This is a genomic window from Pelomonas parva, from assembly GCF_043555835.1.
Classification (GTDB): domain Bacteria; phylum Pseudomonadota; class Gammaproteobacteria; order Burkholderiales; family Burkholderiaceae_C; genus Pelomonas; species Pelomonas parva.
This window is the reverse complement of the sequence record NZ_JBIGHV010000009.1, coordinates 278,605-303,629: the sequence shown is the minus strand read 5'-3', so window position 1 is coordinate 303,629 and position 25,025 is coordinate 278,605. Positions and strand designations below refer to the sequence as shown.

23 protein-coding genes are annotated in these 25,025 nt (G+C 68.9%); 7 read left to right on the top strand and 16 right to left on the bottom strand.

All coding sequences use genetic code 11. The features are described 5' to 3' along the window. Positions 1–101 precede the first annotated feature (101 nt). Together ACG00Y_RS23225 and ACG00Y_RS23220 are read right to left on the bottom strand one after the other, a co-directional pair. Positions 102–341: a hypothetical protein gene (locus ACG00Y_RS23225; RefSeq protein ID WP_394483032.1), complete on the bottom strand. Its 240-nt coding sequence runs from the start codon at positions 339–341 to the stop codon at positions 102–104. Beyond that, positions 338–1,000 carry a hypothetical protein gene (locus ACG00Y_RS23220; protein ID WP_394483030.1) on the bottom strand — a complete coding sequence of 221 codons (663 nt, stop codon included), beginning with the start codon at positions 998–1,000 and terminating at the stop codon, positions 338–340. Before ACG00Y_RS23220 ends, ACG00Y_RS23225 begins: the two co-directional genes overlap by 4 nt. A 594-nt stretch (positions 1,001–1,594) precedes the next feature. On the opposite strand from ACG00Y_RS23220, the gene ACG00Y_RS23215 reads away from it, so the two are divergent. Beyond that, positions 1,595–3,511 (top strand): hypothetical protein, encoded by a 1,917-nt coding sequence (locus ACG00Y_RS23215; protein ID WP_394483029.1) that lies wholly within the window; start codon positions 1,595–1,597, stop codon positions 3,509–3,511. Positions 3,512–3,992: 481 nt separating this feature from the next. Here the strand turns inward: ACG00Y_RS23215 and ACG00Y_RS23210 are convergent, their stop codons facing one another. Then, positions 3,993–4,169, bottom strand: coding sequence for a hypothetical protein (locus ACG00Y_RS23210; RefSeq protein ID WP_394483027.1), 177 nt, complete (start codon positions 4,167–4,169; stop codon positions 3,993–3,995). Positions 4,170–4,193: 24 nt separating this feature from the next. On the opposite strand from ACG00Y_RS23210, the gene ACG00Y_RS23205 reads away from it, so the two are divergent. Together ACG00Y_RS23205 and ACG00Y_RS23200 are read left to right on the top strand one after the other, a co-directional pair. Then, on the top strand, positions 4,194–4,565 hold the full coding sequence (locus ACG00Y_RS23205) for a hypothetical protein (protein ID WP_394483025.1): 372 nt from the start codon (positions 4,194–4,196) through the stop codon (positions 4,563–4,565). 177 nt (positions 4,566–4,742) lie between these two features. Beyond that, on the top strand, positions 4,743–5,006 hold the full coding sequence (locus ACG00Y_RS23200) for an MbcA/ParS/Xre antitoxin family protein (protein WP_394483023.1): 264 nt from the start codon (positions 4,743–4,745) through the stop codon (positions 5,004–5,006). A 440-nt stretch (positions 5,007–5,446) separates the two neighbouring features. Here ACG00Y_RS23200 and ACG00Y_RS23195 read toward each other — a convergent pair whose 3' ends face one another. The 8 genes from ACG00Y_RS23195 to ACG00Y_RS23160 form a co-directional block, all read right to left on the bottom strand. Beyond that, the gene (locus ACG00Y_RS23195) at positions 5,447–5,836 is read right to left on the bottom strand and encodes a hypothetical protein (RefSeq protein WP_394483022.1); all 390 of its coding nucleotides are present in this window, start codon (positions 5,834–5,836) and stop codon (positions 5,447–5,449) included. A 92-nt stretch (positions 5,837–5,928) separates the two neighbouring features. After that, entirely contained in the window at positions 5,929–7,095 is a 1,167-nt protein-coding gene (locus tag ACG00Y_RS23190) for an MFS transporter (protein ID WP_394483020.1), read from the bottom strand. Between the two features lie 119 nt (positions 7,096–7,214). Further along, the gene (locus tag ACG00Y_RS23185) at positions 7,215–8,195 is read right to left on the bottom strand and encodes an extracellular catalytic domain type 1 short-chain-length polyhydroxyalkanoate depolymerase (protein WP_394483019.1); all 981 of its coding nucleotides are present in this window, start codon (positions 8,193–8,195) and stop codon (positions 7,215–7,217) included. Positions 8,196–8,197: 2 nt separating this feature from the next. After that, a complete protein-coding gene (locus ACG00Y_RS23180) occupies positions 8,198–9,571 on the bottom strand; it encodes an efflux transporter outer membrane subunit (RefSeq protein ID WP_394483017.1) in 1,374 nt (457 codons plus the stop codon). After that, positions 9,568–12,723 carry an efflux RND transporter permease subunit gene (locus ACG00Y_RS23175; RefSeq protein ID WP_394483015.1) on the bottom strand — a complete coding sequence of 1,052 codons (3,156 nt, stop codon included), beginning with the start codon at positions 12,721–12,723 and terminating at the stop codon, positions 9,568–9,570. Before ACG00Y_RS23175 ends, ACG00Y_RS23180 begins: the two co-directional genes overlap by 4 nt. 3 nt (positions 12,724–12,726) lie before the next feature. Then, positions 12,727–13,896, bottom strand: coding sequence for an efflux RND transporter periplasmic adaptor subunit (locus ACG00Y_RS23170; RefSeq protein ID WP_394483013.1), 1,170 nt, complete (start codon positions 13,894–13,896; stop codon positions 12,727–12,729). Positions 13,897–13,973: 77 nt separating this feature from the next. Then, entirely contained in the window at positions 13,974–15,218 is a 1,245-nt protein-coding gene (locus ACG00Y_RS23165; protein ID WP_394483011.1) for a multifunctional CCA addition/repair protein, read from the bottom strand. A gap of 11 nt (positions 15,219–15,229) precedes the next feature. Next, positions 15,230–15,514 (bottom strand): hypothetical protein, encoded by a 285-nt coding sequence (locus ACG00Y_RS23160; RefSeq protein WP_394483009.1) that lies wholly within the window; start codon positions 15,512–15,514, stop codon positions 15,230–15,232. Here ACG00Y_RS23160 and ACG00Y_RS23155 point away from each other — a divergent pair. Further along, entirely contained in the window at positions 15,513–15,752 is a 240-nt protein-coding gene (locus tag ACG00Y_RS23155; RefSeq protein WP_394483007.1) for a hypothetical protein, read from the top strand. The genes ACG00Y_RS23160 and ACG00Y_RS23155 overlap by 2 nt on opposite strands. Before the next feature lie 101 nt (positions 15,753–15,853). On the opposite strand, the gene ACG00Y_RS23150 is transcribed toward ACG00Y_RS23155, so the two are convergent. The 4 genes from ACG00Y_RS23150 to ACG00Y_RS23135 form a co-directional block, all read right to left on the bottom strand. Beyond that, positions 15,854–16,510 (bottom strand): glutathione S-transferase family protein, encoded by a 657-nt coding sequence (locus ACG00Y_RS23150; protein WP_394483005.1) that lies wholly within the window; start codon positions 16,508–16,510, stop codon positions 15,854–15,856. Between the two features lie 38 nt (positions 16,511–16,548). Then, complete coding sequence (locus ACG00Y_RS23145) at positions 16,549–17,229, bottom strand: glutathione S-transferase (RefSeq protein ID WP_394483003.1); 681 nt, start codon at positions 17,227–17,229, stop codon at positions 16,549–16,551. 71 nt (positions 17,230–17,300) lie between these two features. Beyond that, complete coding sequence (locus ACG00Y_RS23140) at positions 17,301–18,254, bottom strand: complex I NDUFA9 subunit family protein (protein WP_394483001.1); 954 nt, start codon at positions 18,252–18,254, stop codon at positions 17,301–17,303. Then, positions 18,251–20,248: a lytic transglycosylase domain-containing protein gene (locus ACG00Y_RS23135; RefSeq protein WP_394483000.1), complete on the bottom strand. Its 1,998-nt coding sequence runs from the start codon at positions 20,246–20,248 to the stop codon at positions 18,251–18,253. The genes ACG00Y_RS23140 and ACG00Y_RS23135 overlap by 4 nt, the downstream gene beginning before the upstream one ends. Positions 20,249–20,436: 188 nt before the next feature. Between ACG00Y_RS23135 and ACG00Y_RS23130 the strand changes: the two genes are divergently transcribed. Then, positions 20,437–21,009 (top strand): DUF4114 domain-containing protein, encoded by a 573-nt coding sequence (locus ACG00Y_RS23130; RefSeq protein ID WP_394482998.1) that lies wholly within the window; start codon positions 20,437–20,439, stop codon positions 21,007–21,009. A 9-nt stretch (positions 21,010–21,018) separates the two neighbouring features. Here the strand turns inward: ACG00Y_RS23130 and ACG00Y_RS23125 are convergent, their stop codons facing one another. Beyond that, complete coding sequence (locus tag ACG00Y_RS23125) at positions 21,019–22,653, bottom strand: esterase/lipase family protein (RefSeq protein WP_394482996.1); 1,635 nt, start codon at positions 22,651–22,653, stop codon at positions 21,019–21,021. A gap of 147 nt (positions 22,654–22,800) precedes the next feature. Here ACG00Y_RS23125 and ACG00Y_RS23120 point away from each other — a divergent pair, with 147 nt between their 5' ends. Together ACG00Y_RS23120 and ACG00Y_RS23115 are read left to right on the top strand one after the other, a co-directional pair. Continuing rightward, positions 22,801–23,355, top strand: a complete 555-nt coding sequence (locus ACG00Y_RS23120) for a 5-formyltetrahydrofolate cyclo-ligase (protein ID WP_394482994.1) — start codon at positions 22,801–22,803, stop codon at positions 23,353–23,355. 7 nt (positions 23,356–23,362) lie between these two features. Beyond that, positions 23,363–25,024, top strand: a complete 1,662-nt coding sequence (locus ACG00Y_RS23115; protein WP_394482992.1) for a cation:proton antiporter domain-containing protein — start codon at positions 23,363–23,365, stop codon at positions 25,022–25,024. Position 25,025: the final 1 nt, after the last annotated feature.

Here is a 25,025-nt window from a genome sequence, read left to right as displayed (position 1 = left end):
TCGACCGCGCCCACCGACCACGGCGCGCTGATCCCCAGCGCCGCTTCAAACACTTTGGCCGTCATCCCGATCCCCGTTTCAGCACCTATCCAGCCGAAATCCTACCCACTCGAATTTTCAGAGAGCCCAAAGAACTTGGTCTGGAACGTCCTGCCTAGCGATCTCGCCACGGTAATCAGCGCATCTGAGGGGAGTGCCTTTGTCTGCAGCGGCGTGCGCCGGGTGGTGCCGTGGCAGCGCACGCCGGCCTCCTCAAGAACCCAGGCGCGGGCTTGCGCGTTGAGGTCGGCCAGGTCGCGGAACGTCCTCAATGGCAGGAAGTTGCCCTTGAGGTACTTCACGCCGGATTCCACGATGCCCTTCTTCTGCGGGTCGTGCGGCGGGCAGGGGTCGATCTTGAAGCCGTAGCCCTCGGCGCACTCGGCGTAGGCGCGCTGCACGGTGGGGTCCTGGGCGCAGGCGCGGGTGATGGCGCAACGAACTCGACGTACTGGTGGCGGCTGCTGGCCAGCGTCATCACGAACGCCCAGGTGCGACGCGGCTGGCCGTCCGGGTGAACGAGCGTGGGACCGGCGCCGAAGTCGACCTGGGCCGCGTCGCCGGGCTCGAAGTCCATCCGGCAGGTGGTCTCGGGCGGCAGGTGGCTGCGGATGTCGGCCACCAGGCGGCGCACCGCCGAGTAGCTGCCGGTGAAGCCGTGCCGACGCTTGAGCGCGGCGTGGATGGCTGTGCCCGAGACGCCTTGCTCGACCCAGGCACCGACCTGATCGCGGTGCGACGCCAGCGTGGAGATGGTGCTGCTGGCCTTGCGCGGGCTGCCCAGCGCGGCGGCGATGGTCTCGTCGTCGGGCAGAGGCAGCGAGACCTCCAGCCAGCCGCGCTCGGTGGCAATGAGTCGCCACTGCGCCGCCTTGGGCCGGCCCATGACGCGGGCTGCGGCGATGTCGCGGTCGGAGTCGCCTTGCCGCATGCGCAGCAGGGCCTGTCGGTAGTGATGCATCTTGAATCTCCTGCGCGCCATCCCTGGCCCTCCGGGCAAATGGCCCGAAGGGTAGAGATGGCCTCGCGGTGTTCGAGACGCCCGTCACCCGTGCCGGCTGGCTCCTATATGCCGATCCGGCACTGGCTCCATTACGCCGATCACGCAGTGGCTCCTATATGCCGGTCAGCCACTGGCTCCTACATGCCGATCACGGACTGGCTCCTATATGGCGGTCGGTGACAGCAGGCTCAGAGTCCTTCGCGCTGCATGTGAACAGGCCTGACAGCTCGGCGAACTAGCCTTGGTTGCGACTGGACGTCGACCGGAGCCAGATCGTCACAAGGTCACCCGCCACACCCGCCACACCCGACGCCGGGCCGCCATCTCCGGGACGGGGGCGGGTTGAAAGGGTGTTCCCATGAGCCGTATGGAGGCAAGAAAAAAGCACGGGCCGCGTTTGCGGCCCGTGCTCTTGTAGGGGGAAGAGGAGAGTACAGCGGGTCTTAACCCAGCCTGCACCTCCAATTCCTGGCTTTTTCGGTCGCGCGAGGATGCAGTTCAACTCGCGGCGTGAGGGTATCCTAACACAGCCCCTCTTATAGCCCGCTACCCATGCGTATCGACCAACAGTTGAATGCCGCCAACCTGGGCATCAATGCACGACAGCAGTTTTTCCTCAGTGCATGGTTCAACCTGGTTCACGATCATTCGCTGGATTCCTACCGAGTTCGGGTGATGAACCCGCTGAATATCCTGCGTGAACTTCGCCGGATGTTCGATCCGCCAGCCAGCGACGAGGATCGCAAGGTGGTGGCCCAGGAAGCGCTGGAGATCCTCCACAACCATCCCGTCATCATCGCCAACGCCCCCAAGCATCAGGGCTTGCCCGACGCTGTTGCCTTCATCAAGGAAGCGGTCGAAGCCAAGGAAGCTGGGTTCAAGAAGAACATCCTGCTGCTCCGCTCGTTCATGCGCGAGGCAGAAACTGCGCTTCATGACCACTTTTTGGCTGACTGCTTCGCCTGGATGGAGACTACGCTGCAGGACGTCCCTGCTGGAGAGACGCAGGAGCAGCGCGCGGCAATCTACGCCGGCATCGAGCGGGTGTGCCGCGACATCGTGAGCGTTGCACATGACCAGGGCTTCAGCCTGGAGAGCCTGTTCCATCTCTATCGGTTGCTTCTACCAAGGGACCATGCCGTCACGGGCGCCCATCGAGCGCATCCACCAGCGCATCGCCGCCCGCCGTTCGCCGTTTTACCTGGAGTCTCCCAACTGACAGCGGCACCGGCGCGAACGCCGGCAGCCATTGCCGCGCCGGTTCGGGCGCCCTACAACTTTGCAGAGAGGCTGGAGCGTCTGAAGAGTGAGATCCTCGCCCCTGCGCGGGAGCACACCGTCGTCTTCGCGATCACGGGGGCGCCCAGGGCGTCAGATGTCTGCTGCGGCAGTTTCGGATCGGTGGTCATCTCGAAGGACGGGCCGGAATTGCCGGATCCGATGTTCGGGCGGGAGCTCTTTTCAACTCGGCCCCGCCGGCTGTTTGCTTCCGCCGTGGTCAAGAGCCGCGATGGGCGATCTGCCGGTCTGCAAGCCTATGGAGAAATCGGCCAGATCCTTGACCTTATGCGGTTCGAGTACGACACGCCGGAGATCAAGGCGGACACGCGCTTCTTGCTTCGCGACGGCGACATGTATCGCTTGCTTCCCCTGCCCCAACTCGTGCCCAACCCTGAGGCCGAACTGCCCACGAGAACCTTGGAGGAGTTCGTCAAGCATTTGGCGGTGCTCGCCACGCGCGACCCCTCGCAGACCGAAACCCGTGATCGGATCTTCTCCGCCTTTCGCTTGTATCGACTGGGCACCGGCGCCAACATGTTCGACAACAAGCTGGTGAACTGGTGGACGGGGCTTGAGTACCTGAGCAGCGGCAAGGGCGGTCGGGATATCGGCGAAACGGTCAAGAGCGCGCTTGCACCAACGCTCGCACTGGCCTACCTGCCTAAGCACTTGCTGGCGTTTCGAAACGCACTGGCTGTGCTCAATGTCGAGGTGCAAGTTGGCGGCGCTGGTGTGAAGGTCAAGCAGTTCTCCAACGCCGAGTTCTACGCAGTGCTCAAAGATCCTGCGCATAGCGCTGCTTTGCTGACTGCCTGCGAGTCTCAACCCTACGTGTGGAAGCACCTGTCCGCATTCGTCGAAGGCTTGAGGTCGCCCGCTAGCACCGCCGACCTAATCAAGGCGCATGACCGTCGCATCCGGTGGCAGATCGAACGCATCTATCGTGCTCGCTGCGACATCGTGCACGCGGGACGTCAAGTCGTCATGGCGAGCCTGCTCTGCGCCAATTTGGAGTTCTATCTAAGGACAACGCTGAAGTCGATGTTGAAGGTGTTTTCCAACGTCGCGACGTTGACGGGACCAACCGAGTTTTTCGAGCGGCAGCGACATCAGCTTGGCCAGGCGCTGCAGGAACTGGAGAAACGGGTTGGCCCGAGCGATGCACTTTTGATCGCATCGCTGGATTGACGGGCTGCTCCCTTTTTTTTCCCAAAAGGCCTGTCCGCGGTGGACGCCGTGCTTGGAGGACATTCAGGCTTGATCGCGTGCACCGCGCGTATGTCGACGCCCCTGGCTGGGATAGAGCCAAGAACTCCTTTCGGAAGTCGCATGGTGGCTTCGATAAGTGTGGCTTGAGAAAAGCTGCAAGAATGCTACTAGCTGGGGGGCAATCAGCTACCGCCCCACGGCTTCTTTGTCTGGTGTACCCACGGGTGTACCCGAAGCGGCGAGTAAGACGGAAGATTGAGCGGTGGCGCTGCTTGGAGCGGTTTTTCGATTCCGCCCCAGCCACCAGACAAGAACGGCACCCCTCGGGGTGCTGCCGGGTAGTCCATAAAGCCGCACAAAGTGCGGCTTTATGCTTTCAGGGCCCGTTGTGCAATCTTTTGGTTTCACGGCCTGACGTGCCCGATCGAGGTAGTGGCTCCGTGTGCGTCAGGCTGGGGTGCTAGCCGGCTGGCGACACGAAGTCAGAGACTTTCAAGATGCCCGTCCGTTTCAGGTTTCGGATCGTCAGTGGCAGTGCCTGCTCCATCACGGCTTGAGCTGCAGCTTTCAAGCGTGCCATTCGAGCCTGATCTGCCCGAACGTTGAGGGCGAGGCGTATCTCCTTGCGCTTGGCCATGTACTCCCTGCACTCATCGGGGAAGTGACGCTTCAACATCGATGTGTCGGTCTGAAGTCGTTTGGCAAGTTTCCCAAGGCCCTCCAGCGTGAAGCCGTTGCGGCTCTCGAGGAGCCTGGGCTCCAGCAGCAGTTCGGACCGAGCTCGCCTCAGGAGATCTGCGCTCGCTCGCACGTGGCGGCGATCAAGGCAAGCTGGTGGCCGACGGCGCCAGTACTCGGGGACAGTCAGACTTGGTTCACCCGACCCCAGGGCTGGGAAAAGAAGAAGGCCTGGTACGCGGCGAATGGCTTCATCGAAGGCAAGAACCTGTTTACCTCAACTGAAGGACCAGGCCTCGACATGACTGTCGTGGAATCTGTTGCAGCACAAATCAAGAAAGCGCTTGATCGCTAGTGCATAGCGGTCTTGACGGCGGGATTCAACACCCTTCGCGCAGTCGCTTGCTGGTGGGAGACGGCGCGAGGGTGGCGCACCCACAGCGGGTGCTTCAGCGAAGCAGCGCTTGGGCGTGGGGAGTTGGTGCTGGCGCGCTCGTTGGCGGTACGCTCTGGTGCCGCGCCATGGAAACCCTTGAAATTGGTTCTGTCGGAAGAAGGCTCCATCATGAAATTCGCCGAGGCAAAAGCCGAGCTACTTGAAGAGCTGTGTCGCCTTGTCGCGCAAAGTGGCGAAGTCGACAGTGGAATTGATCTCGCGGCTTGGCTAGATGCTTGGCTGAAGGAGCCGTCGCCGGAACTCCGGGGCGCCACGCCCGCACAAGCCTTGCGGAATGCGTCGGGCCGGCACCAGGTGCTGAAAATTCTAGAGAGGATGCGAGGCGGACTGCCCGCCTAGTTGATATTCGGCCCAAGCAAGCCGTTCGTCAGTGCATCGGCGCGGCCAAGTGAGGACTCGCTTCCAAAGTTACCCAAGACCTGCGGGTGATTCCCTTTGTGCAAATTTATGCAGCGTGTGGTCGGGTTTGTGCAAACTTACCAGCGCGTGTGGCTTGCGGGGCGATCTGCAGTTTGCACTTAGGACGTCGGAGAGTCCCAGCCGTGTGCGGACTTATAGTTTGATGGTGTGCGGCCTTATGGGCTAGCCGGCAGGTGCCGTTTGCGTTTGGGGGTTCGGGGCGGATGAGAACCGCCGAGTGGTTCGCTCAAGGCAGTCCGGTGGACTGCCTTGGACGTGGTGCAGCCACGGGCCGGAGCGCTTGCCGCGCAGGCCGAGGGATCGGCCTGCGCCGATACCGAGCACTCCGCGCCCCCTCGCCCTCCCAAACGCAGCGCCCCTCACTCCACATCCACCCCGAACTCGATCAACCGCCACCGCCCCCGTACCGGCCCCAGGTAGAACGCGTAGGGCTTGCACCACAGGACGAAGCGGGCGCCCTCAGGCTGCGGGCGGGCTTGTTGCAGGCATTGCCGCACGCGCGGCGTGAACAGCGCGGGAACGACCTTGTCTATGAACGCCCGGCGTTGATGCGCCCGGCCTTCGAACAGGAACGGCAGCTCGGCGAGATCGGCCAAGGCGGCGCTGCCGGGCCGGGCGGCGGCCTCGCGAAACTGCGCCACGAAGGCCTTGCCGTCGGCGCTCATCGCCATCACGCACTGCGCGAAAGACGCCATCGCCAGGATGACGGGCGCTGCGTACAGAAGGGTTAATCGCTTCATCGGGGCCACCGGTTGTGAGCCGGCAGTCTCCTGGGCTACCGTTTCGCGCCTGCTTCAAGCGGGCACCGGCATGTTTCGTTTGTCGCTACACGGTGCTCGCGTCAGCCGCGCAGCGCCCGCTTCGCCGACACGGCCATGAAGACCGCGAACACGACGACGACGACCAGGCCGACGGTGAGCGAGGAGCGCTCGGCGATCAGGCCGATCAGCGGCGGGCCAGCCATCATGCCCATGTAGCCCACGCCCGACACGGCCGCGATGCCGTGGGCAGGCGACACGCCCGGCACCTGCGAGGCGGCGCTGAACAGCATGGGCACGACGTTGGACAGGCCCAGGCCGACGAGGGCGAAGCCAACCAGCCCGATGCCGGGCGACGGCACGGCCAGCACCAGGGCCATGCCGGCGGCGGCGAGCACGCCGCTGGCGCGCAGCAGGCGGCGCGGCACGACGCGCGCGCGCACCCAGTCGCCACCGAAGCGGCCGGCCGCCATCGCGCCGCTGAAGGCGGCATAGGCCAGCGCGGCAGTGCTGGCGCTGCTGGCGCGCTCCTGCTTCATGAACAGCACGCTCCAGTCGTAGATGGCACCCTCGGCGATCAGGCCCATGGACGCCAGCACACCCAGCAGCAGCAGCGGGCCGCGCGGCAGGCTCAGCGGGTGCTTCTCCTCGGCGTCGTGCTTCTCGGGCAGCGGCAGCATGGCCTGGCTGGCGACGAGCACCGCGACAGCGCACAGCCCCGTGGCCAGCAGCAGATGGCCTTGCGGCGTCAGGCCCAGCATCGGTACGGCGCTGCCCAGGCCGGCGCCGGCCATGCCGCCCAGGCTGAACATGCCGTGGAAGCCGCTCATCATGGGCCTCTCGGCCAGGCGCTCGATCTCGCTGGCCTCGGCGCTCAGTGACACGTCGAACAGACTGCCGAAGGCGCCAAAGACCAGCATGACCGCGAGCAGCCCGACGTAGTGCGTCGATGACTCCAGGCAGGCGATGGCCACGCAGCTCACGCAGCCCATGACGGTGGCGACGACACGCGGTCCCCAGCGGCCGACGATGCGCCCGGCATACGCCAGCGCCGCCAGCGCACCGACGCCGCTGGCCAGCATGGCCAGTGCCAGCGACTGCTCGCCCAGGCCGTAGTGGGCCTTGACAATGGGCACGTGCACGCCCCACGTGGCGAACAGCATGCCCATTACGAAGAACTGCGTGCGCAGCGCGGTGGACGCGCCGGTCAGGGAGGGAGTTTGGAGGGCAGGTGCGGTCAGCGGGCGCATGGGAAAGGCAGGATCAGGGACGAGAAAGCCGCTTTGAAAGCGCTTTCAATGCATGTTGCTTGAGTAATGACAACGGTGTCAAGCCCGGCGCCAGTGGGGTTCGCGCTCTGCGTGCAGAGTCATTGGGACGCCTGCTCGAAGAAGCGCCAGATGGCGTCGTTGGCATCCAGCGCCCGGGATGCGCCGGGCTTGCCGCGGCGCACGCTGTCCGCGCCCGGCCAGGAGTGGCCGCCGGTGTCGGTGACGCAGAGCTGCACGCTGACGCCACCGGCGCAGCCGCTGTAGGTCTCACAGGTGGCGCCGGGCTTGTCGAGCGTGCGCTGGGGTGGGACGGTGCAGCGGTTGCGCAGGGTCCAGCGGGAGATCGTCTCGGGCACCGAGACGAACTCCATCACCTTGCTCTTGTCGCGGAAGGCGTCAGCACCGGCGCCGCCGTTGAAGAGCACGTGGGTGTCGTCCCTGGCGTGGATGTGCAGCAAGGAGATCGGCTTGCTCGGCGTGCAGCTCGCAGTGGCATCGGTGCCGGCGACGGCGGCGACGGCGCGGAACACGTCGGCCGCCTCGCAGGCCAGGCGGTGGCTGAGCATGCCGCCGTTGGACATGCCGGTGGCGAACACGCGGTTGGCGTCGATGCTGTAGCGGGCCTGGATCGCCTTCACGGTGGCGCGGGCAAAGCCGACGTCGTCGCTGCCCTTGTCGCGCGCGTCACCGCAGCAGCCGCCGGCATTCCAGGTGGCGAACTTCCCGCCCGGCAGCTTGCTGTAGCCGTTGGGGAAGGCGACGACGAAGCCGGCCTCGTCGGCCTTTTTCTGCAGGCCGTACTTCTCGTCGTCGGCCATGTACTCGGCATGCCCGCCGCCGCCGTGGAAGGCCAGCACCAGCGGCGCGGGTTTGGTGGCGTCATAACCCGTCGGCAGGTGGACCAGCACCTTGCGGCCTTGCACCTGCAGCTCCTGCAGGCCACCCTTGGCCGGCGCTTCGCTGGCCTTGTCGGCGCGGCGCTGTTCGGCGCGGGCCTTGAGGCGCTCGCGCAGCGTCTCCTGCGCCTGCGCGGCCGGCAGCAGCAGCGCCAGGGAAAGAGCGACGGCGAGATGGCGCATGGTCAATTTCCTCCACCCAGTACACGATAGACGGCGACAAGGTTCTGCGCCCGCAGGCTCTGCACCTGCACCAGGGCTTGCTGCGCGGTGAACAGCGAGCGCTGTGCATCCAGCACGTCCAGCGAGCTGGAGATGCCGGCGCGGTAGCGCTCCTCGGCCAGCGCCAGGCGACGCGCCTCGGCGGCCACGAGCGCGGCCTGCGCGGTGCGCTGCTCGGCCAGCGTCGCGCGGCCGGCCAGCGCGTCGGCGACATCGCGGAAGGCGCTCTGCACCGCCTTCTCGTACTGCGCCGTCGCGGCGTCACGCGCGGCGCGGGCACCGGCCAGGTTGGCGCGGTTGCGGCCGGCGTCGAACAGCGGCTGGATCAGCGACGGCGCAAAGCTCCAGGCCGTGTTCTTGAACAGCCCGTCGAGCTGGCTGCTGGTCGTGCCCAGGCTGCCGGTCAGCGTGATGCGCGGGAAGAAGGCCGCGCGTGCGGCGCCGATGTTGGCGTCGGCGGCGGCGAGCTGCGCTTCGGCCTGGCGGATGTCGGGCCGGCGCGTCAGCACCTCGCTGGGCAGGCCGGCGGGCAGCTCGGCTAGCGGTTCGAAATCGGCCAGCGCGCCCGTCGGCGCGGGCAGGCCGGCGGGCAGCGCTGAGCCCAGCAGCAGCACCAGCGCGTTCTCGTCCAACGCGCGCTGGCGTTGCGTCTGCGCCAAGGCCACGCGCGCGGCTTGCAACGCGGATTCGCCCGCGCGCAGGTCAAGCTCGCCGGTGATACCGCCTTCGAAGCGCTGGCGGATCAGCGACAGCGACTGCTCGCGGCTGGCCAGCGTGTCGCGCGTGATGCGCAGCAGCGCCTCGTCGGCCTGCAGCGCGATCTCTGTCGTGGCCACGGCAGCGATCAGCGCGTTGCGCACGGCCTGTTGGTTGGCCTCGGCGGCCAGCAGCTGGGCCTGCGCGGCGCTGCCCAGGCTGCGCAGCCGGCCGAACAGGTCGACCTCGTAGGCGGTGACCTGCAGCCCCGCCTGGTAGTTGCTCGTGATGCCGCCGCTGGCGTTCGGCACGCGCGAGCCGCTGAGGCCGGCGTTGACCGTGGGCCAGAAGTCGGCGTCGCGCATGGCGGCCGTGGCGCGCGCGCTTTCGATGTTGGCTGCAGCCACGCGCAGGTCGCGGTTGTTGGCCAGTGCCAGCGGGATGAGCTGCTGCAGCCGTGCGCCCCGGAAGGCCTGGGCCCAGGGCAGCTCGGCGGCGGCAGTGCCCGTGCCGGAGGCGTTAGGGAAAGCCGCCGCAGGCAGCGCGGCCTGAGCTGCTTCAACGGCCGTGGGCCTCTTCGGCTCGGGGCCGGCACAGGCGACGAGCGCGAGCGTTGCAACGAGGGTCGGGGCGTGCTTCATGCCTTGCCTCCCGTCTCTTCCTCCGCCTCGTGCGCGTCGCGTCGTCGCTGGCGTTCGCTGCCCGGGAAGAACTTGCGCACCAGCACGAAAAACACCGGCACAAAGAAGACGGCCAGCATCGTCGCGGAGATCATGCCGCCCATGACGCCGGTGCCGATGGCACGCTGGCTGGCCGAGCCCGCGCCGCTGGCGAGCACCAGCGGCATAACGCCGAGGATGAAGGCCAGCGATGTCATCAGGATGGGCCGGAAGCGCAGCTGCGCGGCCTCGATGACCGCCGCCGCGGCGCTTTTGCCATGCGCCTGCAGGTCTTTCGCGAACTCGATGATCAGCACCGCGTTCTTGGCCGCCAGGCCGATGATGGTGATCATGCCGACCTTGAAATAGACGTCGTTCTCCAGCCCGCGGAAGGTGGCGGCCAGCACGACGCCCAGGATGCCCAGCGGCACGACGAGCAGCACGGCGGCCGGGATGGACCAGCTCTCGTAAAGCGCCGCCAGGCACAGGAACACGGCCAGCAGCGAGAAGGCGAACAGGATGATCGCGGTCGAGCCCGACAGCTTCTCCTCGCGCGTCTGGCCCGTCCATTCGTAGCCGAAGCCGGCCGGCAGTTCCGCGGCGAGGCGCTCCATCTCGGCGATGGCAGCACCCGTGGACACGCCCTTGGCCGGCTCGCCGGCGATGCGCATGGTCGGGTAGCCGTTGTAGCGCACGGTCTGCATCGCGCCGCTGATCCACTTGCTGCTGGCAAATGCCGCGAGCGGCACGGGCTGGCCGCTGGTGTTCATCACGTTGAGCCTGAGCAAGTCCTCCGGCTGCATGCGCGCCTGCGCCTCGGCCTGCACCACGACGCGCTGCAGCCGGCCGGCGTTGGGGAAGTCGTTCACATAGCTGGAGCCCAGCGACGTGCCGAGCACCGCGTTGATGGCGGCGATGGGCACACCCAGTGCCAGCGCGCGCTCGCGGTCTATCTGCAGTTCCAGCTGCGCGGCGTCCTCCAGGCCGTCGGGACGCACGGCGGCCAGCAGCGGGCTCTTGGCGGCGGCAGCCAGCAACTGCCCCCGCGCGGCCAGCAGCTCGGCGCGCGTGTGGCCACTGCGGTCCTGCAGGCGGAAGGCGAAGCCGTTGGCGCGGCCCAGGTCACGGATCGCCGGCGGGCTGACGGGGAAGATGATCGCGTCGCGGATCTTGCTCAAGGCGCCGAACGAGCGCGCCACCAGCGCCTGCGCCGTGTGGTCGGCGCCTTCGCGCTCGTCCCAGGGCTTGAGCGTGATGAAGCCCAGAGCCGCGTTCTGGCCCGAGCCGGCGAAGCTGAAGCCGACGACGCTGACCATGCTCTCCACCTCGGGTTGCGCCAGCATGTAGGCCTCGGTCTGCTGCATGACGGCCAGCGTGCGCGCCTGCGTGGCACCGGGCGGCAACTGCACGTTGACGAGGATGCTGCCCTGGTCCTCGTTCGGCACGAAGGACGTGGGCAGGCGCTGGAACATCAGCACCGCCACGGCGATGACGGCGGCGTACAGGATCAGCCAGCGCGGCGCGCGCTTGAGCATGCGCGTGACGCCGTTCTCGTAGCGCCTGTTCAGCGTCGAGAAGCTGCGGTTGAACCAGCCGAAGAAGCCGCGCTTCTCCAGGTGGTGGCCGGCCTGCACGGGCTTGAGCAGCGTGGCGCACAACGCCGGCGTCAGCGACAGCGCCAGGAAGGCCGAGAACGCGATGGCCGAGACCATCACGGCCGCGAACTGGCGGTAGATGTTGCCGATGGCACCGCTGAAAAAGGCCAGCGGCACGAACACCGAGATCAGCACCACGGTCACGCCGACGATGGCACCCGAGATCTGGCTCATGGCCTTGCGCGTGGCGGCCAGCGGCGGCAGGCCCTCCTCGCTCATGATGCGCTCGACGTTCTCGACGACGACGATGGCGTCGTCCACGACGATGCCGATCACCAGCACCATGCCGAACATCGTCAGCACGTTGATCGAGAAGCCCAGGGCCAGCAGCGTCGCGAAGCTGCCCAGCATCGCGATCGGCACCACCAGCGTCGGGATGATGGTGTAGCGAATGTTCTGCAGGAACAGGAACATCACGAGGAACACCAGCACCACCGCCTCGATCAGCGTCTCGACGACTTGCGAGATCGAGATGTCGATGAATAGCGAGCTGTCGAAGGGGATGCTGGCCTTCACGCCGGCGGGGAAGTAGGGCTGCAACTCCTTGAGCCGCTGCTTGACGAGGTCGGCCGTCTGCAGCGCATTGGCGGTGGGCGACAGCTGCACGCCGACGCCCACCGAGGGCTGGCCGTTCAGCCGCGTTGATCGGCCGCCGTAGGTCTGCGCGCCGAGCTCGACGCGCGCCACGTCCTTGAGCCGCACGGTGGCGCCGTCCGGGGTGGAGCGCAGCACGATGTTGCCGAACTGCTCGGCGCTGGTCAGCTGGCCGCGCACGACGACCGTGGCGAACAGCGTCTGGCCGGGCAGGGCGGGCTGGTCGCCGATGGTGCCGGAGTCGACCTGCGCGTTCTGCGCGCGGATGGCGTCGTTCACGTCCGATGGCGACAGGCGATAGCCGAGCAACTTGGCCGGGTCCAGCCAGATGCGCATGCCGCGCTCGGTGCCGAACAGCGTGGCCTGGCCGACGCCGGGCACGCGCTGGATCTCGGGCAGCACGCTGCGCGCCGCGTAGTCGCCCAACGCCACCGGGTCGAAGGCCGGGTTGTCGCTCGACAGGATGGCGAACAGCAGGAAGTTCGGGTTGGCCTTGTCGACCCGCACGCCCTGCTGGATGACGCTGGACGGCAGCCGCGGCGTGGCGCGGGCCAGGCGGTTCTGCACGTCCACCTGGGCCAGGTCGGGGTTGGTGCCCGGCTCGAAGTTCAGCGTCAGCGAGCCGGTGCCGTCGGCCTGGGCGACGGCCTCCATGTAGATCAGCCCGGGCGCGCCGTTCATCTCGCGCTCGATGATGCTGATGACGGCGTCTTCCAGCGTCTGCGCCGACGCGCCGGGGTAGGTCACCGACAGTGCGATGGCCGGCGGCGCCACCGGCGGGTATTGCGCGATCGGCAGCTGCGTGACCGCGACGCCGCCGATGACGAGGATGAACAGGGCGATGACCCACGCGAAGATGGGTCGGTTGATGAAGAACTGCGCCATGGATCAGGCCTTGGATGCTGCCGAGGCCGCGCCCGGCGGCGCCCACGGCACCGGCCGCGCCTTGCCGCCGGCGCGCGCCCTCTGCAGGCCGTCGACGATGACCTTCTCGCCCGGCTTCAGGCCAGCCAGCACCAGCGCCTGGCCGGCGCGCGGCGGGCCCAGCTTGACCGGCCGCGCGGTCACGCTGCCGTCCTCGCCGATGACCAGCACCGTGTCGCCCTGGGCCGTGCGGCTGACCGCCTGCTGCGGCAGCCAGATGCCGTCGGCCACCTCGGCCTGGGCCAGCCGCACGCGCACATACAGCCCAGGCAAGAGCTGACCCTGCGGGTTGGGCAGCTCGGCGCGCAGCGTGATCTGGCCGGTGCTGGCGTCCACGCTGAGGTCGGAGAACAGCAGCCGGCCCGGGTGGGCGTAGACGCTGCCGTCCTCCAGCACCACCTGCACCTGCGCCGCCTCCTTGCCCGCCGCCCGCTGCAACTGGCCGCCGGCCAGCGCCGCGCGCAGCCGCATGACCTCGTTGGCCGGCTGGGTGAAGTTCACGTAGAGCTTGTCGACCTGCTGGACGATGGCCAACGGCGTCGCCTCGCCCTGGCCCACCAGCGCGCCTTCGGTCACCAGCGCGCGGCCGATGCGGCCGGCGATTGGCGCCGTGACCGTGGCATAGCCGAGGTTGATCTGCGCCGTCTGCACGGCCGCCTTGCCGGCGGCCACATCGGCCTTGGCCTGCTGGGCGGACGCCTGGGCGTTCAAGGCTTCCTGCTGGCTGACCGCCTGGCTTTTGGCCAGCGGTGCATAGCGGTCCGCCAGCGCCTGGGCCTGCATCAGGTTGGCCTCGCCGCGCGCCAGCTGCGCCTGGGCGCTGGCCAGCGTGGCGCGGTAGGGCGCGGCGTCGATCTCGAACAGCGGCTGGCCGGCCTTCACGTCCGAGCCCTCGTTGAACAGGCGCCGCTGCAGGATGCCGGCGGCGCGGGCGCGCACCTGGGCAATGCGGAAGGCCTCCAGCCGGCCGGGCAGCTCGGTCGTCAGGTCGGCGCGGCCGGGCGTGGCGGTGATGACGCCCACCTCGGGCGGCGGCGGCGCGGGCGGCGCGGCCTTGCTCTTGTCGCCGCCACCGCAGCCGCTCAGTGATGCCGTTAGCGCGGTCATGACGACCACCGCTGTGACGCCACGCATCATGTCACTGCCTACCGCCATGCTGGCCTTTCCGCTGCCACCGGCTCCTGTGCCGGCAAAGCCGGTGACTGTAGCGATTAGGGTTGACGTTCGTCAGTGAAGGAACGCAAAGCCCCCAGCCGCGCCGCCTTGACCGCAGCGCCGATGGCCGGGCCTTGCGCGCCACGCGCCATCGCCGCAGCGCTGACGGCGGCGAGGTCGACCTGCTGGGTCACCGCGAGGTCAGCCGCCAGGCGTGCGCGCTGCGGGTAGTCGCGGTTCTCCAGCCCGAGTCGGCCGCGCGCGTCGCACTCGCAGGCCCACAGCAGTTCGGCAAAGCGCTCGGGCCGGCGCCAGGCGTCGCAGCGCTCCAGCAGCCGCAGCCGCGCCTCGGCGGTGAAGCCGCCGCTCTGGTGCACATGGGTGTGTTCGCGCGCCACCAGCTCGGCCAGTTCGCGGCAGTCGGCGGGCACCTTCCAGCGCTCGCTCACCCCGCGGGCCAGCTTCTCGCTGCGGGTCTCGTGGGCGATGTGGCGCGGCCACTCCTCGGGCCGCGTCGTGCCCTTGCCGAGGTCGTGGCAGAGGCAGGCGTAGCGCACGGTCAGCGGCGCGTGCTGCAGTGCGCACTGGTCCAGCACCATCAGCAGGTGGATGCCGGTGTCGATCTCCGGGTGGTGCGCCTCGGGCTGCGGCACGCCGAACAGCGCCTCGACCTCGGGCAGCAGCTTGCGCAGCGCGCCACATTCGCGCAGCACCTCGAACATGCGCGAGGGTTTGTGCTCCATCAGCCCGCGCGACAACTCCTGCCAGACGCGCTCAGCCACCAGCGCGTCCACCTCACCGGCCTCGACCATGGCGCGCATCAGCGAGACGGTCTCGGGCGCGACGGTGAAGTCGGAGAAGCGCGCGGCGAAGCGGGCCAGGCGCAGGATGCGCACGGGGTCTTCGGCGAAGGCGGGGGAGACATGGCGCAGTGTTTTCTGCGCAATGTCGCGCTGGCCGTCGTAGGGGTCGATGAAGTGACCTTGGGCATCCTCGGCCATCGCGTTGATGGTCAGGTCGCGGCGTGCCAGGTCTTGCTCCAGCGTGACGTCCGGCGCCGCATGGAAGGCAAAGCCGTGATAGCCGGCGGCGGTCTTGCGCTCGGTGCGGGCCAGCGCCACTTCCTCGCGGGTGTCGGGGTGCAGGAAGACGGGGAAGTCCTTGCCGACGGGCAGGTAGCCGGCGTCAAGCAGGGCTTGAGGCGACGCGCCGACGACGACCCAGTCGCGGTCCTGCACGGGCAGGCCCAGCAGGCGGTCGCGGACGGCGCCGCCGACGAGGTAGGTTTGGAAGTCAGGCATGGCCGCGTCGCTCAGGAAACGCTGGTAACGAGCGGAAGAAACCAGCGCCAGCCCGGGAGGAGGTAGACGCGTGTGCCGATGCCGCCCAGCGTCTGCCCGCACACCGGCCGGTCGTGGACCGTGACGGCGGGTGCCGCGATGTCCGAGCCGGCGGGATAGACGACGGCCTTGCCGCTGTCGATCTGCAAGGCGACGTAGTGCCACCAATCCACGGGTTCACTCCCGTCGACGTTGGCGCAGTAGGCGCCTGCGGCAGCGGCCGGCGTGGCCTGCAGCAACTGGCCTGCACGCTTCATGCTCCAGCTTGACCTGTGGGCGTTGTTCGCATGCGTCGCCACCGCGCCGTGGGCGTGCGCCCTGACCAGCGACATGTCGAGCACGATGGTCGCGCGAGCCATGCGCAGCGCGATGCAGCGCGACGGCCGAGCGGTCGGCAGGCGGATCTCGGTGATCGTCGCGGGGCAGCTGTCAGGCGCAGCGAAGGCGGGCGAGTTCGCCGTAAGCAGGCAGGCGCACAGCGCTGCCACGACCTGACGAAGGGCTGATGTCTGGACGGGTGGAGCCATCAGCCAAGTATCGACGTACCAACCGTGGCATGTCTCCCGCAAAGCAGCTCGCGTCGATGGACTGCCGGCTCACCATTTCGGCGCCACCTGCTCCCCCGGCAGCAACTCATACGGCGGCTGCCACCCCGGCAGTGCGGCCTTCAACCGCTCGCGCCAGGCCGCAATCGCCGGGTACTGCGCCGCGATGTCGATGCCGCTTTCCTCCACCGGAAAGAACTGGTAGCCCGCCAGCGACATGTCGGCGATGGTGGGCGCGTTGCCGACGATGAAGGGTCGGCCCGCCAGGTGCTTGTCGACGATGCCGAAGGCGTTGGCTATGCGGCCCTTGAACCAGGCCATCAGCGTCGGGTCGGGCGCCACGGGCGCGAACGACTTCATGAAACGGTAGGTCGCGAAGTAGCTGGTGAACTTGTGGTTGTCGAAGAACAGCCAGCGCAGCACGTCCTGGCGCTCGTCGTCATTCGCGCCGCCGTACTGGCCGTGTCGCTCGGCCAGGTGCAGCAGGATGGCGGCCGACTGCGTGAGGCGCTTGCCGTCCATCTCCAGGATGGGCACCTCGCCCATCTCGTTCTCGGCCTGGCGCCAGGGCTCGGAGCGCGTCAGGCCGGCAGCGAACTCGGCGAGCGGCACATGCCGCGCCGTCCACGGCACTTGCAAGGCCTGCAGCAGCAGCGCGACCTTGTAGGTGTTGCCGGATTGGGAGAAGCCGTGGAGGGTGGTCGTCATGCTCAGCCGCTTTCGCGTCACAGGTTGAAGTTCCGGACTCAGCGCCCGGTGCGATAAGGCTCGTCCTCGGGCACGAAATCCTGCTCGCGCAGCGCCTCAGCGACCCAGTCCTCCACGGCCGGATGGGCCAGCAGCGCATCACGATAGGCCGCTGCAGCCTCCGACACCGGCAGTCCGAAGCGGCTCAGCCGCACGGCCACCGGCGCGAAGTAGGCGTCTGCCGCGCTGAACTCACCGAACAGGAAGGGCCCGCCGCTGGTGGCGAGCGCATCGCTCCACGCTGCCTGCATCCGCCCCACGTCCGCACGCAGCGCTGCGTCCTCGGCCCACAGCTTCGCGCCGATCTCCGGGAAGAAGGCCTCGATGTTCATCGGGCAAACCGTGCGCAGCCGCGAGAAGCCCGCATGCATCTCGGCGCACAGGCTGCGCGCACGGGCGCGGGCTTTCGCGTCGCGCGGCCAGATGGGCAGCTCGGGATGCCGGTCGGCGATGTACTCGGTGATGGCCAGCGTGTCCCACACGGTGAAGCCGTCGGCCTCGACGATGACCGGCACGCGCAGCGTCGGCGTGACGGTGGCGATGACGCGGCTCCACTCTGAGCCGGCGCTGAAGTCGAAGCGCAGCTTGACCTCCTCGAAGGGAATGCCGAAGGCCGCCAGCAGCACACCGCTGCGCATGGACCAGGAGGAGTAGTTCTTGTTGCCGATGTAGAGCTTCATGGGACCTCACGAATGACGGCGACCAGCTTAGGCGGCGCGCGTCGGTTCAGGGTTGAGCAATCCGCAACGGATTAATGCCTGGCGCGCCAGGCGTCCAGCCGCGCGACGCCGCTGCCCGGGGCAAGGTAGATTGGCAGCACCGCCTCCATCGCGGCGGGCTGGATGCCGAGTTCGGCCAACCCCGGCAGGGCACCACTCGGCACGTTGGGCACGCTCAGCGAGGCCAGGTTGTCGCGCGACAGCAGCGGCTCGCCGGGCAGGCACTCCATGGCCAGCGCCTGCAGCGTGGCCAGCGGGCCGGGTAGGGCGAGTACCGGCCGCTCGTGACCGGCCACGCGGCCGGCCAGGCGCACCAGATCACCCAGCGTCAGCTCGCGCGGGCCGGCGATCTCGTAGGTCTGGCCAATCGCCTCGCGGCGCAGCAGCACCTCGACGAGGGCGCGTGCCAGGTCTTGCACCCACACCGGCTGCAGGCGCGCGCCGGCGCCGGCCAGCGGCATGACGGGAAACAGCTGCTGCAGGCCGGCGAACAGGTTGACGCTGCGGTCACCGTCGCCGAACAGCAGCGACGGCCGCAGCAGCGTCAGGTCGAGGCTGCCGGTCTGCGCGGCCACCTGCAGCACGGCCTCACCGGCCGCCTTGCTGCGCAGATAGCGCGACGGCGCGTGCTCCGCCACGCCCAAGGCGCTGACATGCACCAGGTGGCGCACGCCGACTGCATGCATGGCAGCGGCGATGCGCCGGGGCAGCTCCACATGCACATGCTCGAAGGCCGCCGCGCTGCCCTGCAGGATGGCGATGAGGTTGACGACGGCGTCATGGCCCGGCACCAGGCGCGGCAGGTCCTTGAACACGTCCGCCGGCACGACGGTGACGCCGGGCAGGCTCTGCAAGTCGCGCGCGTGCTGCAGGCGACGCGTCGGTACGGTGATGCGCACGCCGGCGCCGAGCTGACGCGTCAGCTGCTCGCACAGCGCCCGGCCGACGAAGCCGCTGCCACCAAGGACAAGGACGGAAAGACTCATGGCAATGACTCCTGGGTCGGCGACGGCATGTCGGTGCCGTCGGCGCGGGCCGGGCCGACGTTGCCGCCCAGGCGTTCGCGCAGCGACGTGGCCGGCAGGCCCAGCACCTGGGCGTACAGCGCACCGCCCAGCAGCACCTTGCGGACGTAGTCGCGCGTCTCGTTGAACGGGATGTTCTCGGCCCAGATGGCCGCGTCGATGACCGGGCCGTCGCGCCAGCGAGCGGGCCGGCCGGGGCCGGCGTTGTAGGCCGCGGCGGCCAGCGCCTGGGCGCCGTCGAAACGGTCCAGCACCAGCTTCAGGTAATGGGTGCCGATGCGCAGGTTGAAGTCGCGGTCGTTGAGCAGCGCGGGGCTGTAGGCCAGCCCGGCCTTCTTGGCCGTCCACTTGGCCGTGGCGGGCATGACCTGCATCAGCCCGGAGGCGCCGACATGCGAGCGCGCGTCCATCACGAAGCGCGACTCCTGGCGGATCAGGCCGAAGACATAGGCCGGGTCCAGCCCGGCGGCGCGCGACTCGCGCATCAGCTCGGCGCGGTGCGGCGTGGGGAAGCGCTGGGCCATGTCGATCTCGGCCTTGGTGCGCTCGCTGGTGTTGATGCAGCGGTCCCAGACCTCGCGGTCGCAGGCCTCCTGCGCGGCGGCCAGCAGCGCGCGGTCGTTCATGCCGCGCAGCGAGAAGTTCCATTCGCGCACGCCTTCACTGCGCAGGCCCAGATCGATGAGCCGCAGCGCGCGCGTGAGCCCAGGGTGGCTGCGCGCGGCGCGCCGCTCCTCGGCCGTCAGCGGCGCGGGCGTGGGCGGCAGTGGCGTGGGCAGGGCCAGGTCCTCGGCGGCCAGGCGGCCGAAGTAGGTCAGCGGTGCGGTGGCCAAGGTGGCGAGCTGCGCGCGGGCGGCGGCCGCGTCGCCCTGCAGCCGGGTGGCGCGGGCACGCCAGTAGGCCCAGGCCGGGTCACGCTGCTCGGCGGGGCTCATGCGCTCGATGGCGCGCAGCGCCAGGGCCGGTTGGCGGGCGCGCAGCGCGGCGCGGGCGGCCCAGGCGAGGGTCTCGTCGCTCAGCGCGATGTCGGGCGCGAGCTTGTGCGCGCGCTCGAAGGCGGGCAGCGCGTCGTCGCGCAGGCGCAGCGCCGACTGGCGACCGATCTGCGCCCACAGCCAGGCCTGCAAGTCCTTGGGCAGCTTGCTCCACTTGTCACCCAGCAGGTCACCGGCCTGGTCGGGGTCGTTGGACGCCACGCGGGCCAGCGCCAGCGCCGTCAGCTCAGCCTCGGCGCGCGGCGCGGTGCGGGCCTTGCGGCTGAGGTAGCGGCCGGCGTTGTCCTGCAACTCGGCGAGCTTCTGGTCCAGCGGTTTGCTGGCCAGCAGCGCCACGGCCTGGCGGGCGGCGCGCGGGCGGCTTTGCTCGGTGGCCAGGCGGGCCTTGGCCCACAGCATGTCGGGCTTGAAGAGGCCTGCGTCGGCGAAGGCCGAGGCCAGCTGCAGGCAGCCGTCGTCGGCGTCCTTCTGCGCCATCCAGGCTGTATGCGCGGTATCGGTGGCGACCTTGTTGCCGGCCTGGTGGTCGGCCAGCATCGCGTAACAGGCCACCTCACGGTCGTCGCGCATCTGGTAGGCCGCGTGGTCGCGCCGGAAGTTGGGCCAGTCGCGGCGGCGACCCAGCTCCAGCAGCCAGTCGTTGCGCAGCCGGTCCTCGACATAGCTGCCCGGGTAGCGCAGGTAGAACGCGTCCATCTCCGGCTGGCGGACCTCGTTGAGCCGCGCATTGAGGTCGAAGTACTCGACCCAGCCGGCCAGCGGTTGGTTCTGCGCACGGGCCGTGTCGGCCAGCGCGGCCAGCCGCTTGCGGTCGCGCTTGGCCCAGGCCTCACGGGCCTGCACGGCCAGCTCGTCGTCGGCTGGCGCCGCGGCCGCAGGCGCACTCAGCGCCGCCGCCGCGAGCAGTGCCCAGGCCGCGCGGCCCAGGGCTTTCAGAACTTGCCCACCCAATTGCTTCATGACTACCGCACCCACCTCATGGGTCAATTTAACCCACCAGGGCCTGCTAACCCCCAGGCGCGGCCCACTGCCTGGGGTTAGCAGGCCCGCTGCGCTTCCCACGCATGGGGCCGTTCGCCCTGTCCTAGGGGTTGGTGACAGCGCTACCCGATCACTACGCTGCGCGGCAAACAACGAAGGAGACGACCATGGCGACCCCTCTGCTGCGACTGGCGCTGGCTGGCGCATCCCTGCTGCTGAGCACGGCGGCCCACGCCGTGCCGGACGTGTATCCCACGCCCGGGATGGAGGCGCCGGTCAGCAGCTTCGTGGCCACCTCCAGCGGCCAGGTGGTGGCTTACTACACCGGCGCCATCGGCGGCCTGACCAACTTGGTCGGGCTGCGCCTGAATGGCGTGGACGGCCCGGTCGGCCTGAGCAACCAGGCCAGCGCCTACGGGGACAGCTTGGTGCTGGGCAACGTGTCGGCCGGCGACACGCTGGTGTTCTTCATCGCCATCGACGGCGGCACCGAGCGCTACTACTCCGACCCCAGCTTGAACACGGACGCCTTCAACCACGCCTGGGCCGCGGCCTACGCGGGCGACGCCGACGTGCCGGCCGGCACCAACATCGCGTTCGAAGACCTGGCGGGCGGCGGCGACCGCAACTACTTTGACCACAGCTTCGTCTACCAGATCACCGCCGTGCCCGAGCCGGCGAGCTGGGCCTTGCTGCTGGGCGGCGCGGCCGCGCTGGCCGCGCGCCGCCGCAGCCGCTGAGCGCAGGGGTCATTCGGCCCCGACGTTCCAGCCCTCGATGACAAAGCGCAGCCGGCCGCGGATGCCGGGGTTGGTGGGCTTCATCTTGCCGTTGGCGCCCACCGTGCTGCTGTCGAAGGGCACGCTGACCTCGATGCGGCCGGCGGTGAGCTGGGTCGGCTTGATCTCGGTATCGGCCATGGACACGCCGGCGTCCTGCCAGGCGTACTTGACCTTCCAGGCCGCGCCGTCCTTGGCGGGCGGCACCATCTCCAGGATCAGCGCGTTGCGGAACAGGTAGCCGCCCTCGAAGTGCTCGTTGAGCCAGAGGCGCTTCTCGATCTCGTAGTCGGGCACGCGCACGCCCAGCGTCATGCCGTAGGCCAGCGAGCGGCGGTTCTTGTTGACCTTGGCCCGGTTGGCCAGGAAGACGGTGCTGAGGTACTGGCTGGCGTCCTTCTTCCAGTTGGCCTGCGCGACGCAGGCGACCGAGTCCTCCTCGGTGGTGCGACGCGTCAGGTACCAGAGTTTGCCGCGCGGCGAGGCCTGCACCTCGATCTGGTACAGCGCATTGATGGCGCGGCCGGCATCGGCCTCCTGCTGCACCTTGTCGGGCAGGCGGATGTCCTCGATCTCCAGCCACAGGTCCACACGCACGTCACCGAACAGGAAGCGCGCCAGGTTCTGGAAGCCCTCCTCGCTGTTGACGATGCCGAAGTAGCCCGAGTGCGCGCGGTAGACGAAGGCCTTGGCGCATTGCTCGCCGATGTTGCCCTTGCCGTCCAGCCCGCACAGCGTCGCGTTCTCGATCTTCACCAGGCCGTCGCTGCCATGGCCGACGAAGCTGCGCGACAGGCCGGCCGCCGCCTCGTAGTCCATGCGGTTGGTGCCCACCAGCGTGAAGATGCGCCGCGACGGGAAGCGGGCCTCCGGCACCAGGTCCACGCGCTTGTGCTTCTTGGCCGCCGCCGCCAGGTCCAGGTAGGCCGGCATGCGCTTATCGCGGTCGAAGTTGGAGATGTCGTTGGCGCTCAGCCAGGACGGGATGTTCTGGCCCAGCACGTCGATGCCGTTGTGCGGCGTGGCGTAGGTGAAGAACTTGTCGACGTGCTTGGCGACCTTGTCGGTGTCCAGCGCCGGGTTCTGCAGGAAGGCGCGGCAGACCAGGCCGCCCATGGAGTGGGCCACCAGGTAGCAGCGGAAGTCGGCCGGCTTGATGCCGTTCTCGGGGTTCTTGCAGACCAGGTCGCGCACCCGGGCCACCAGCTTGGACAAGCCCTTGGCGAAGTCCTCGATCTCCGGCGTCTTGCCGCTGCCCAGGTAGGTGGAGGCGGCGTCGTAATAGCGGTAGATGACGATGCTGCGGCTGCCCAGCTTGTTGTCGGTGGGCTTGCCCAGGGAGTCGGCCTCCCACTCGGGGTCGACGATGTCGTAGCCGTCCTCGTAGACGTCCTGGTAGCCGTACTCCGACGCCAGGCGCACGACGGGCGACTCGAACACGTATTTGCGCGGCCGCTCGGTCTTGTTGGGCACGGCGCGGTACATCGTCGAGCCGAGGTTGAAGCCGCAGAACGGGTCGGCGGTGGTCTCGTCGATCTCGCCGCGCGACATCGCATAGCCGCGCACGTAGATGATGGGATGGAAGGGGGCGTGGGACGTGGGCATGGGCGGGCTTCCGGTGCTGGCGACGACGGCGGACCATAGCCCCGAGCGGGCGCGCAGGCCAGCGTGAAACCCGGAGTTGTCCTCAGCCGAGAGGACTCGCCGGGTCCATGGGTTTTAATGGGTCTACTCCCCGCCTTCCCCCCGACGATGAGCCCTGCCCACCCCGACCGTCCCGCCCTGCGCCGCGAGCTGCTGGCTGCACGCCGCGACTTCGCCGCCAGCCCGGCCTTCCAGACTGCACAGGCGGCTGTAGTCGACGCGCTGCACGACCTGCTGGCCCAGCTGGAGCCCGAGCTGCTGGGCGTCTACTGGCCGCTGGCTGGCGAGTTCGACCCCGGTGCGCTGCCCTTGGTGTCGCAGTTAGCGCGCGCCCTGCCGTTCGCCCGCCGCGACCCGGCCGAGATGGTGTTCCGCCGCTGGGACGGCGCCGAGCCCACGGCCAAGGATGAATGTGGCATCGCCACCAGCACCGGTGCCGTCGTGGTGCCGGATGTGGTGCTGGTGCCCTGCGTCGGCTTCACGCGCGAGGGCTTTCGGCTGGGCTATGGCGGTGGCTACTTCGACCGCTGGCTGGCGGCCCACCCGGGCGTGACGACCATCGGCCTGGCCTGGTCGGGCGGCGAGACTCACTTCGCCGTGGAGGCGCATGACCGCGCGCTCACGCTGGTGCTGACCGAGCGCGAACTCATCGCACCCGAGTGAGCTGGCCATGCACGCAAACATGACCCTCATCTCCACGCTGGCCGCCGCCTTCGGCCTGGCGCTGGTGTTGGGCCTGCTGGCGCAATGGGCGCGCTTGCCGGCCCTCGTCGGCTATCTGCTGGCCGGCGTGCTGATCGGCCCGCACACGCCGGGCTTCGTCGGCGACGTGCATCTGGCGCAGCAGCTGTCCGAGGTCGGCGTCATGCTGCTGATGTTCGGCGTGGGCCTGCATTTCTCAGTGGGCGATTTGATGTCCGTGAAGGGCATCGCGCTGCCCGGCGCGCTGGTGCAGATGGCAGCGGCCACGGCCATGGGCGGCGCCCTGGCGCACTGGTGGTGGGGTTGGGGCCTGGCGGCCGCGCTGATCTTCGGCCTGGCGCTTTCGGTGGCCAGCACGGTGGTGCTGCTGCGGGCGCTGGAGTCGCGCGAGCTGCTGCACACGGGCAACGGCCGCATCGCCGTCGGCTGGCTGGTCGTGGAAGACCTGGCCATGGTGCTGGCCCTGGTGCTCATCCCCGTGCTGGGAGGCCAGGGCGAAGGCGTTGGCCAGGGCAACCTGGCCGTCACCATCATCACGACGCTGCTGGCCGTGGCCGCCTTCGTCGCGGTCATGCTGATTGCCGGCCGGCGCCTGCTGCCGTGGATGCTGTGGCAGGTCAACCGCACCGGTTCGCGCGAGCTGTTCACGCTGGCCACCGTGGCGGCGGCCGTGGGCCTGGCGGTGGGTGCGGCGGCGCTGTTCGGCGTCAGCGTGGCGCTGGGCGCCTTCTTCGCCGGCCTGGTGCTGCGCGAGTCGGCCTTCAGCGAGCGCGCGGCGCACGAGAGCCTGCCGCTGCGCGATGCGTTCGCGGTGCTGTTCTTCGTCGCCGTCGGCATGTTGTTCGACCCGATGATCTTGGTCGACCAGCCGCTGGCCGTGCTGGCCACGGTGGCCGTCATCCTGGTCGGCAAGACGGTGGCGGCCGGCGCGCTGGTGCTGCTGCTGCGCTACCCGCTGTCCACGGCGCTGACGGTGGCCGTCAGCCTGGCGCAGATCGGCGAGTTCAGCTTCATCCTGCTCGGCCTGGGGGCCAGCCTCAAGCTCGTGCCACCTGAGGCGACCAGCCTGGTCGTGGCCGGCGCCATCGTCTCCATCGCGCTGAACCCTCTGCTGTTCGCGGGCGTGGAGCCGTTGCGGCGCTGGGTGCTGAACCGCTCCCGCTGGGCGCGCAAGCTGGAGGCGCGCGACGACCCACTGGCCGAACTGCCGGCCGACACGCCGCAGAGCGCGCTGGCGGGGCAGATCGTGCTGGTGGGCCACGGCTCGCTCGGCGCCGCGTTGCGTGCCGAACTGGGCGGCCGCCCCATCGTCGTCATCGACCGTGACCGCGACGTCGTCGAGAAGCTGCGCGCCTCCGGCCTGGCCGCCGTGCTGGGCGACGCGGCCGAGGCGATGACGCTGGTGCAGGCCCACATCGCCAACGCCGCCTGGCTGCTCATCGCGCTGCCCGACGTGCGCCAGGTGCCGGCCGTGCTGGCGCTGGCGCTGGAGCTCAACCCCAAGCTGCGCAGCGCGGTGCTGGCGCACACGGACGAAGAGGCGCAGTGGCTGCGCGACGTGGGTGTCAGCCATGTGTTGCGCTCGCAGCAGGCCCTGGCGGAGGCGTTTGCGCGGGTCGTGGCGGCTTAGG

What these genes read in the sequence shown, in the direction of transcription:
- ACG00Y_RS23220 (WP_394483030.1), bottom strand. Translation starts at nt 1,000, where the DNA reads ATGCATCACTACCGACAGGCCCTGCTGCGCATGCGGCAAGGCGACTCC.
- ACG00Y_RS23215 (WP_394483029.1), top strand. Translation starts at nt 1,595, where the DNA reads ATGCGTATCGACCAACAGTTGAATGCCGCCAACCTGGGCATCAATGCA.
- ACG00Y_RS23210 (WP_394483027.1), bottom strand. Translation starts at nt 4,169, where the DNA reads ATGGCCAAGCGCAAGGAGATACGCCTCGCCCTCAACGTTCGGGCAGAT.
- ACG00Y_RS23190 (WP_394483020.1), bottom strand. Translation starts at nt 7,095, where the DNA reads ATGCGCCCGCTGACCGCACCTGCCCTCCAAACTCCCTCCCTGACCGGC.
- ACG00Y_RS23185 (WP_394483019.1), bottom strand. Translation starts at nt 8,195, where the DNA reads ATGCGCCATCTCGCCGTCGCTCTTTCCCTGGCGCTGCTGCTGCCGGCC.
- ACG00Y_RS23180 (WP_394483017.1), bottom strand. Translation starts at nt 9,571, where the DNA reads ATGAAGCACGCCCCGACCCTCGTTGCAACGCTCGCGCTCGTCGCCTGT.
- ACG00Y_RS23175 (WP_394483015.1), bottom strand. Translation starts at nt 12,723, where the DNA reads ATGGCGCAGTTCTTCATCAACCGACCCATCTTCGCGTGGGTCATCGCC.
- ACG00Y_RS23170 (WP_394483013.1), bottom strand. Translation starts at nt 13,896, where the DNA reads ATGCGTGGCGTCACAGCGGTGGTCGTCATGACCGCGCTAACGGCATCA.
- ACG00Y_RS23165 (WP_394483011.1), bottom strand. Translation starts at nt 15,218, where the DNA reads ATGCCTGACTTCCAAACCTACCTCGTCGGCGGCGCCGTCCGCGACCGC.
- ACG00Y_RS23155 (WP_394483007.1), top strand. Translation starts at nt 15,513, where the DNA reads ATGCTCCAGCTTGACCTGTGGGCGTTGTTCGCATGCGTCGCCACCGCG.
- ACG00Y_RS23160 (WP_394483009.1), bottom strand. Translation starts at nt 15,514, where the DNA reads ATGAAGCGTGCAGGCCAGTTGCTGCAGGCCACGCCGGCCGCTGCCGCA.
- ACG00Y_RS23150 (WP_394483005.1), bottom strand. Translation starts at nt 16,510, where the DNA reads ATGACGACCACCCTCCACGGCTTCTCCCAATCCGGCAACACCTACAAG.
- ACG00Y_RS23145 (WP_394483003.1), bottom strand. Translation starts at nt 17,229, where the DNA reads ATGAAGCTCTACATCGGCAACAAGAACTACTCCTCCTGGTCCATGCGC.
- ACG00Y_RS23140 (WP_394483001.1), bottom strand. Translation starts at nt 18,254, where the DNA reads ATGAGTCTTTCCGTCCTTGTCCTTGGTGGCAGCGGCTTCGTCGGCCGG.
- ACG00Y_RS23135 (WP_394483000.1), bottom strand. Translation starts at nt 20,248, where the DNA reads ATGAAGCAATTGGGTGGGCAAGTTCTGAAAGCCCTGGGCCGCGCGGCC.
- ACG00Y_RS23130 (WP_394482998.1), top strand. Translation starts at nt 20,437, where the DNA reads ATGGCGACCCCTCTGCTGCGACTGGCGCTGGCTGGCGCATCCCTGCTG.
- ACG00Y_RS23125 (WP_394482996.1), bottom strand. Translation starts at nt 22,653, where the DNA reads ATGCCCACGTCCCACGCCCCCTTCCATCCCATCATCTACGTGCGCGGC.
- ACG00Y_RS23120 (WP_394482994.1), top strand. Translation starts at nt 22,801, where the DNA reads ATGAGCCCTGCCCACCCCGACCGTCCCGCCCTGCGCCGCGAGCTGCTG.
- ACG00Y_RS23115 (WP_394482992.1), top strand. Translation starts at nt 23,363, where the DNA reads ATGCACGCAAACATGACCCTCATCTCCACGCTGGCCGCCGCCTTCGGC.